At 37.5% G+C, this 7,424-nt stretch carries 8 protein-coding genes, 1 tRNA gene and 1 other RNA gene; 6 read left to right on the top strand and 4 right to left on the bottom strand.

Going from position 1 to position 7,424, the window contains the following annotated elements; translation table 11 throughout:
• From ACP3VS_RS23795 to ACP3VS_RS23780, 4 genes are all read right to left on the bottom strand, one after another.
• Positions 1-872, bottom strand: an 872-nt coding sequence (locus tag ACP3VS_RS23795) for a cation:dicarboxylate symporter family transporter (protein ID WP_193403172.1), incomplete at its 3' end; no start/stop codon positions are given.
• 90 nt (positions 873-962) lie between these two features.
• Complete coding sequence (locus ACP3VS_RS23790; RefSeq protein WP_012291855.1) at positions 963-1,841, bottom strand: response regulator; 879 nt, start codon at positions 1,839-1,841, stop codon at positions 963-965.
• Positions 1,842-3,101, bottom strand: a complete 1,260-nt coding sequence (locus ACP3VS_RS23785) for a sensor histidine kinase (RefSeq protein WP_063389789.1) — start codon at positions 3,099-3,101, stop codon at positions 1,842-1,844. It abuts the gene before it with no gap.
• A gap of 127 nt (positions 3,102-3,228) precedes the next feature.
• A tRNA-Ser gene (locus tag ACP3VS_RS23780) sits at positions 3,229-3,321 on the bottom strand.
• A 163-nt stretch (positions 3,322-3,484) separates the two neighbouring features.
• On the opposite strand from ACP3VS_RS23780, the gene ffs reads away from it, so the two are divergent.
• The 6 genes from ffs (at position 3,485) to ACP3VS_RS23750 (ending at position 7,202) form a co-directional block, all read left to right on the top strand.
• Positions 3,485-3,752, top strand: an RNA gene (gene ffs, locus ACP3VS_RS23775) — signal recognition particle sRNA large type.
• Between the two features lie 143 nt (positions 3,753-3,895).
• Complete coding sequence (dnaX, locus tag ACP3VS_RS23770; protein WP_031419466.1) at positions 3,896-5,683, top strand: DNA polymerase III subunit gamma/tau; 1,788 nt, start codon at positions 3,896-3,898, stop codon at positions 5,681-5,683.
• Positions 5,684-5,704: 21 nt separating this feature from the next.
• Entirely contained in the window at positions 5,705-6,019 is a 315-nt protein-coding gene (locus ACP3VS_RS23765) for a YbaB/EbfC family nucleoid-associated protein (RefSeq protein WP_004233957.1), read from the top strand.
• Between the two features lie 11 nt (positions 6,020-6,030).
• Positions 6,031-6,627: a recombination mediator RecR gene (recR, locus tag ACP3VS_RS23760; RefSeq protein ID WP_031419468.1), complete on the top strand. Its 597-nt coding sequence runs from the start codon at positions 6,031-6,033 to the stop codon at positions 6,625-6,627.
• Positions 6,628-6,640: 13 nt separating this feature from the next.
• Entirely contained in the window at positions 6,641-6,856 is a 216-nt protein-coding gene (locus ACP3VS_RS23755; RefSeq protein ID WP_008179697.1) for a YaaL family protein, read from the top strand.
• A 73-nt stretch (positions 6,857-6,929) separates the two neighbouring features.
• Positions 6,930-7,202, top strand: coding sequence for a pro-sigmaK processing inhibitor BofA family protein (locus tag ACP3VS_RS23750; RefSeq protein ID WP_008179699.1), 273 nt, complete (start codon positions 6,930-6,932; stop codon positions 7,200-7,202).
• Positions 7,203-7,424: the final 222 nt, after the last annotated feature.

Here is a 7,424-nt window from a genome sequence, read left to right as displayed (position 1 = left end):
TTCGGAGCCCCTAATTTCTCCATTTTTAACATAATACGCGGTAATACAGCTTCAGAACTTGCGGTTGAGAATGCTAAGATCAACTCATCCTTTAACACTTTAATTAAATAGAAGATGCTGATTCCTGCAAATTTTGCCACAAGGCCAAGAACAACAAAGATGAAGAATAACATGGTTGCATAAACAAGGATGGCTAATTTGGCAAGTGGAACCAGTGAAGCAAACCCATATTTGGAAACGGTTACACCAATTAAACCAAATACCCCGATTGGCGCAAACTTCATTACGAGGTTAGTTACCCAGAACATAGCATCTGCAACCCCTTGGAAGAAGTCTAAGACTGGCTTTCCTCGTTCACCAACTGCTGCAACCCCTAAACCAAAAATAACTGAGAAGAAGATAATCGCAAGCATATTACCCTCAGCCATAGACTGAATAATATTTGTTGGGACAATACCTACAATAATATCGAATGGTCCCTCATGCTGTACTTCTTCAGTTGTTGTTACATATTTCGAAATATCCCCTTGAGATAATTCACTCATGTTTATTCCAGCACCTGGTTGGAAAATATTCGCCGAAAGTAATCCAACTAAGATTGCTACTGTCGTTATAATTTCAAAGTAAATAATGGATTTCCCGCCTAATCGTCCAAGCTGCTTCATGTCTCCAGTACCAGCAACACCAACGATTAATGTCGAAATAATAATGGGAACAACAATCATCTTAATAAGATGTAAAAAGATATCCCCTAATGGTTGTAAATATGTCTCAATCTTGGGGTTTCCATAAAAAATACCACCAACAATGATCCCTAAAATCAAGCCGATTAAAATTTGAGCGGCTAGACTGATTTTAAATTTCTTCTTCAAACCCTTTGTACCCCCTGATATTAAATTTTTAGGACACGCCTTACTTTAATAATACGGAGGACTTATGGAATCCGACAAAATCCGAGAAAATTAATTTACTTTTGTTAAAATGTCTGAATATAGCACTTGAATAAACTTCTTAATATTTACCTTTGCTTTACGATTATCATGGTCTTCAATTTGAGTCATGAGTTGACGAATTTCTTTAAAATCAAAATAGCGAGGGGCATAGTATTCAAACTCAGAGTTGGTGTAATCGACAACGCCTAAATTTGCCAGATTAATCATGGCAGCTAATATTGTTCTGCGCACACGCTGCTCTATGGCTTTACTTTCCTTCAAAATTTCATCAGGTGTAGCCTTTGTTACAGCTGCGATTTCCTCGTAGAGCTCCTTTAATGGAGGAAGGGGTGCAATCTTATGCTGATGAGCAAGTAAAGTTTCGATAATAGCTATAATATCCTCGCTCCCAATTTCACCTACAATCCCCATATCATTTAATATGGACTGAATATGATCACGTGAAGTTGCTTTATTTGCTTTTTGTTCACTTAATTCAATATTTGTAAGCGATTGACGAATAACTAACAGTGAATTTTTTAGCCGAAATTGTTCGGTAGTTTTTTTTAAAACGTTTTCTACCTCAATGCGGTTAATTGGTTTATGAATGAAGAATTCTATTCCTTGTTCATAAGCCTCACCAACCATTTCTTTATTCACGACCTGAGAAATCATGATAAATTGGCCCTCAAAACGATTTTGAATAAGATGCTCGACTGTTGCTATACCATCAAGCTTTGGCATCAGCAAATCGATTAGCACAAACTCCGGCTGGGTCATTAAAATTTGGGGTATGGCATCCTCACCATTGCGAGCTTCGCCAATCACTGTACCTAACCCACTATCTTCAATAATTTGTTTTAACATGACACGACTTGCACGATCGTCGTCTACAATAAAATACCTCATTTAAGTCTCTCCCGTTTGAATAGTTTGCGTAGGAATTATGATTTTAAACGTTGTGTATTGATTGTTTGATTCAACGGTTATGGAGCCCTTTAATTTTTCTATTAGTTCAGCAACATGCGAAAGGCCAATGCCAGTTGCTGCGACACCATCTATATTATATTTGGTGGTAAATCCAGGTTCAAAAATAATAGAAAAATCCTTCTGTGAAATTCCCTTTCCAGTATCACATATTGTTATTACAGTATTATCCTCTTGTCGTTGAATAGCAATAGAAATGATACCTTGCTCTTCGATAGCCTCCACCGCATTAGCAGTTAAATTATTTAAAAGAGCGAGCAATGCAATATGTTCCCTTGTTTGAAAATCGAAGTCTATACTTGTTTGGAATTCGATATTTTTCCCAAGCAATTCAGCGTATTTACTATTGCCATCTTCTATATAATGCAATAATTCAGATAATACAAAAGGACCAAAGCTCCTTTCACCAACAATCTTTGAAATGCCTGCATATATTCGTTGTGAATCCTTTTTCACTTCATGGATTTCCTGGGCAATATGAAGAGCTTGTAAGCTTTCCGCTCGATATCCTTGAGCTTTTAATTGTCGATATAATTCAAATCCGCTAGCTGTTATGGTTTCAATATGATTCATGGATTTTTTTAAATACAGGGTCTCAACATAGAGATCAGATCCAATATTAAGCATCTCTTGAACACGTTTTTTTTGTTCAGCAATCAATATAGAGCTATAAATACCAACTACAAAAAAGCTTCGTAATAAGGCCACCGCTAACAAAATCAAAAGGTCATGAAGAAATAGAAATGTATAGGTTTGTACAAAAAAACGGAAAATTTGTTCTGCTAAGTTACTAATGACCTCACTAAAAGCAACGAGTAAACCAAGCTTTAGTGGTTTTTCCCTATATGTTTGGACATCTAAAATTCGTAGGCATATAGCAAACAATACATAAAATAATCCCGCTGGTAAATGGTTAAAAATGCTCTCTAATACGGATATATCATGTAAATATGAATTGAAAACACGAAAAAAGATGGTCACTATACTTGTCGCGAACCCAGCTAAAATAATAGGTGTAGGTTTAATTAATGTGCATAAGAAAAAGATTATGGTACCTAAACCAAAGCGAAAAGTCGTATTGGCAAACGGCATAATTTTAATCTCACTGCCTATTGCGGTCATGATAGCAATTAAAATCACCCAAGTGAGGGAAGTGCGAGCTATATTCTTTTTCGGTGGCAATTTGACAACCTCCCATAAGCGATATAATAAAAAAATACCACAACCGAGGCGGAAGTGGTATTTAACAAGTAATACATACAATTTTGGCAAAAAAAAACGGCTACATTCGTAGTCGGAAATTAAAAACTGGAGGAGGTAGAGGGATTCGAACCCCCGCGCGGTGTTACCCGCCTGTCGGTTTTCAAGACCGATCCCTTCAGCCAGACTTGGGTATACCTCCATGTTATATTGCTTTGCTGTCTTTCGACAAAAATAAATTTATCATAACTTAAAACTCAAGTCAACAATTTTTTAAAAAATTTAGTAATGCTAAAATACATGGGTAATAAATAATTTGTGCATTAAGTTGCAATTTATACAAACAGTCAGTATACTAGTTATTGCCGTGCTAGGTGGGAAGGTAGCGGTGTCCTGTAACTCGCAATCCGCTCTAGCGAGACTGAATTCCTTTTTCGAGGCTGTCCGTATTGTTTGGTCTGCCTTCTGCACGTAGTGTTGACGATTGGGTCCTGCGCAATGGATACCCATGAACCATGTCAGGTCCGGAAGGAAGCAGCATTAAGTGGTCATATTCATGTGCCGCGGGGTTGCCTAATCTGAGCTAACGACAGGAGTAACGCTTATGTGCGGCTGTCAAGGAAAGGTGCACGGCATTAAATTGCCAACTCAAAGCATCCGTCTACTATAAGGCGGATGCTTTTTTTATTTTTATTTAGTAACTTCATTTTATATATAAGGCAGCAAATGCTATAATAAGACTATTCTATTTAATGGAGAAGGAGAGAAGGAAAACAGTGACGTATCAAGCATTTTACCGTGTGTATCGGCCGCAGTCTTTTCGAGAGATGTCTGGTCAAGCGCATGTCAAAAGAACGCTACAAAATGCTCTCCTAGCGAATAAAACAACGCATGCTTACCTTTTTTCTGGACCACGTGGTACAGGGAAAACAAGTACAGCTAAAATTTTTGCAAAAGCTTTAAATTGTGAACATGCGCCTTCGGAAGAGCCTTGTAACGAATGTGCTACATGTTTAAGTATTACGGACGGCTCGCATCCTGATGTCATTGAATTTGACGCAGCTTCAAATTCACGTGTGGAAGAGATTAGAGATATTATAGAAAAAGTTCGTTTTGCTCCTGCAAGCAGTAGATACAAGGTGTACATTATTGATGAAGTGCATATGCTTTCTACAAGCGCTTTTAACGCTCTTTTGAAAACTTTAGAAGAGCCGCCTCCCCATGCAGTTTTTATTTTAGCAACAACTGAGCCTCATAAATTGCCTGCTACAATTATTTCCCGTTGTCAGCGCTTTGATTTTAAACGACTTTCTACCAATGATATTATTGAACGTATGAAAGTTGTATTAGAAGATATTGAGCTGCCATATGAAGAGCAAGGCTTAAAGGTAATTGCGCAATCTGCTGCAGGAGGAATGCGTGATGCTTTGAGTTTATTGGACCAAGTAGTATCTTTCAGTGGAGAGAAGCTAAAGCTTGAGGATACATTGTTAGTTACAGGTTCAATAAGCCAGGAAGTTTTTTATGATCTAGCCAATGCACTCAAAGCGAAAGATGTTGCACAAATGCTTGCCCTTTTAGAACAACTAATTACTGATGGTAAAGACCCACTTCGTCTTTCAGAAGACTTAATTACATTTTTCCGTGATTTATTATTACTTCAAACAAGTGAAGATTTAGCAGAATTATTAGAGCTCGTGTCTCCTGAGGAACGTGTATTATCCTTGGCCCATGAATTTGCACCGGATATGCTTTATGGCTATATTGATATACTTGCAAAAACTCAGCAAGAAATGCGCTTCTCTCACCATACAAAAATTTATTTAGAAACGGCATTACTTAAAATGGTACAGTTTTCGGGAGGGAGCACTAATCAAGCAATAAGTCCAACGAGTGATACGGTGATTAGCCCTGATCTCGCTCAAAAAATTGTAGCACTTGAGCAAATGGTTCAACAATTATCTCTACAATTACAATCAGGAGCTCCTGCGCAAGCATCGCAAGCGCCAAAAGAGCAAAGACCACGTGCTAAAAATCCAAACGGCTATAAGGCTCCAACAGGTCGTATCCAAGAGGTACTAAAAGACGCTACAAAGCAAGATGTCCAACGTATAAAATCAATTTGGGCACAAGCACTAAATCAACTGCAAAAATCGCAGTCTGCACTTTTAGCTGAAGCCGAACCAGTTGCGGCATCTTCAAGTGCTTTTGTGTTAAAATTCAAGTATGATATTCATTGTCAGATGGTTGCAGATAATCAGTCTTTAAAGGCTCACTTCACCCAATTAATTGCAGGACAAACTGGTATAATGTACGAAATGCTTTGCATACCAGAAGAATCTTGGTTAAAAATGCGTGAAGAGTTTATCCGTGATCATAGTATGCAGCATAAAAAAATATCAGCTGCATCAGAGAATGGTGAGGAATTATTAGAACCACCACCGGCAGAAATATCGGATGAGCCATTTATCGATGATGCTCAGCCACTTGCTTCACAGGATCCACTTGTGACAGAGGCAGAAAAGCTCTTTGGTAAAGACTTTGTTGAAATTATGGAAGATTAAATTTTTAGGAGGAAAACATTTATGCGTGGAATGGGAAATATGCAAGGTATGATGAAAAAAATGCAAAAAATGCAAAAAGAAATGATGGAGGCTCAAGAGGCACTAAATGCAGAGCAGTTTGAAGGTGTTGCGGGTGGCGGCATGGTAAAGGTAACTGTGTCTGGTCAACGTGAAGTGGTGTCAGTAAATCTTGATGAATCTGTAGTAGATCCAGAGGATATTGAAATGCTACAAGACTTAATCGTTATTGCTACTAATGAGGCATTAAAAAAAGTAGAAGAAAAAACGAACTCAACGATGGGTAAATTCACTCAAGGCTTAAACCTTCCATTCTAGGAGGTATCCATATGTACTACCCAGAACCAATATCAAAATTGATCGATAGTTTTATGAAATTGCCAGGTATCGGGCCGAAAACTGCGGCTCGTCTGGCGTTTTTTGTGTTATCAATGAAGGAAGAAGATGTCTTATCTTTTTCTAAAGCATTAATTGATGCTAAACGGAATTTAAGCTATTGTTCCGTGTGTGGCAATATTACAGATGTAGACCCGTGTCACATATGTACAGATAAACAACGAGATCATTCTATTATTTGTGTTGTTCAAGACACAAAAGATGTAATTGCGATGGAAAAAATGCGTGACTATAATGGTATGTACCATGTACTACAGGGTGCGATATCACCAATGGATGGCATTGGCCCAGAGGATATCAATGTAGCTTCCCTGTTAGTCCGGTTGCACGATGAAAGTGTCCAAGAGCTTATTCTAGCTACGAATTCAACTATTGAAGGCGAGGCAACAGCTATGTATATATCTCGCCTTGTCAAACCGTCAGGTATTCGTACGACCCGCATAGCGCATGGGTTACCAGTAGGCGGGGACTTAGAATATGCAGATGAGGTAACGTTATCGAAGGCAATGGAAGGTCGACGTGAGTTGTGAGTGAGGGATTAATATGTTCTTCCGTAGTAAAGGAAAGCTGAAAAAAGAGTTCGATGATAGGCTAGTAAATCTTATAAAAGAAACAAAAGAGGATTTACAACAAGCAAAGATAATAGAAGAACTAATGGACGACTATGATCTAGGGGCGATTGCTCAACGAAAAGCGGCGGAAAGCATTCATTTTTATTTATTTAAAGAAGCTAGAATTCGCAGGGTGTTAATAAAATAGTTCTATTGGCTATTCATAGAAGCAATACAGGAAACATAAACTTTCATAATTATTTTTTTGAGGAGGTAACCATATGTCTTGGTTAGTAATTATGAGTATTTGTGTTCCTGTAGGGCTTCTTTTTCTTTATGTCATAATAAGACATGCTAAGCTTGGCAAAATTTTAGAAGGTTTATCTGTCTTTTGGTTTCGATTTGCATTTGCTTTCCTACTATTATTTATGATTCATTTAGGTATTGGTTATATAGGATATAACGTGCCCATCAATCTTTTCTCAGTCTTAACGATTGCCGTTTTAGGTATTCCAGGGGTTCTAGGCATAACAGCTTTAATATTTATTTTATAAAATGCTTGCAATATAATAATATTATGGTATAGTTATAGAAGTCGCCAATATAACTGGTTGAAACGAAATATAAATTAAAAATTTATGTTGACACATTATATGCGACGTGATATTATATAAGAGTTGCTGTTGAAAGACACCGACTAACAACATGAACCTTGAAAACTGAACAAGCAAAACGTAATCAATAAAGTTTTAAGTAGCTAGCCTAGCTAGTGAACG

This window comes from Lysinibacillus sp. VIII_CA, assembly GCF_049943995.1.
GTDB lineage: Bacteria > Bacillota > Bacilli > Bacillales_A > Planococcaceae > Lysinibacillus > Lysinibacillus pinottii.
This window is presented reverse-complemented; position numbering and strand designations above follow the sequence as displayed.

Excerpts from the sequence above, each read along its gene's own strand:
- recR (WP_031419468.1), top strand. The coding sequence starts at position 6,031 with ATGTACTACCCAGAACCAATATCAAAATTGATCGATAGTTTTATGAAA.
- ACP3VS_RS23750 (WP_008179699.1), top strand. The coding sequence starts at position 6,930 with ATGTCTTGGTTAGTAATTATGAGTATTTGTGTTCCTGTAGGGCTTCTT.
- ACP3VS_RS23765 (WP_004233957.1), top strand. The coding sequence starts at position 5,705 with ATGCGTGGAATGGGAAATATGCAAGGTATGATGAAAAAAATGCAAAAA.
- ACP3VS_RS23790 (WP_012291855.1), bottom strand. The coding sequence starts at position 1,841 with ATGAGGTATTTTATTGTAGACGACGATCGTGCAAGTCGTGTCATGTTA.
- ACP3VS_RS23755 (WP_008179697.1), top strand. The coding sequence starts at position 6,641 with ATGTTCTTCCGTAGTAAAGGAAAGCTGAAAAAAGAGTTCGATGATAGG.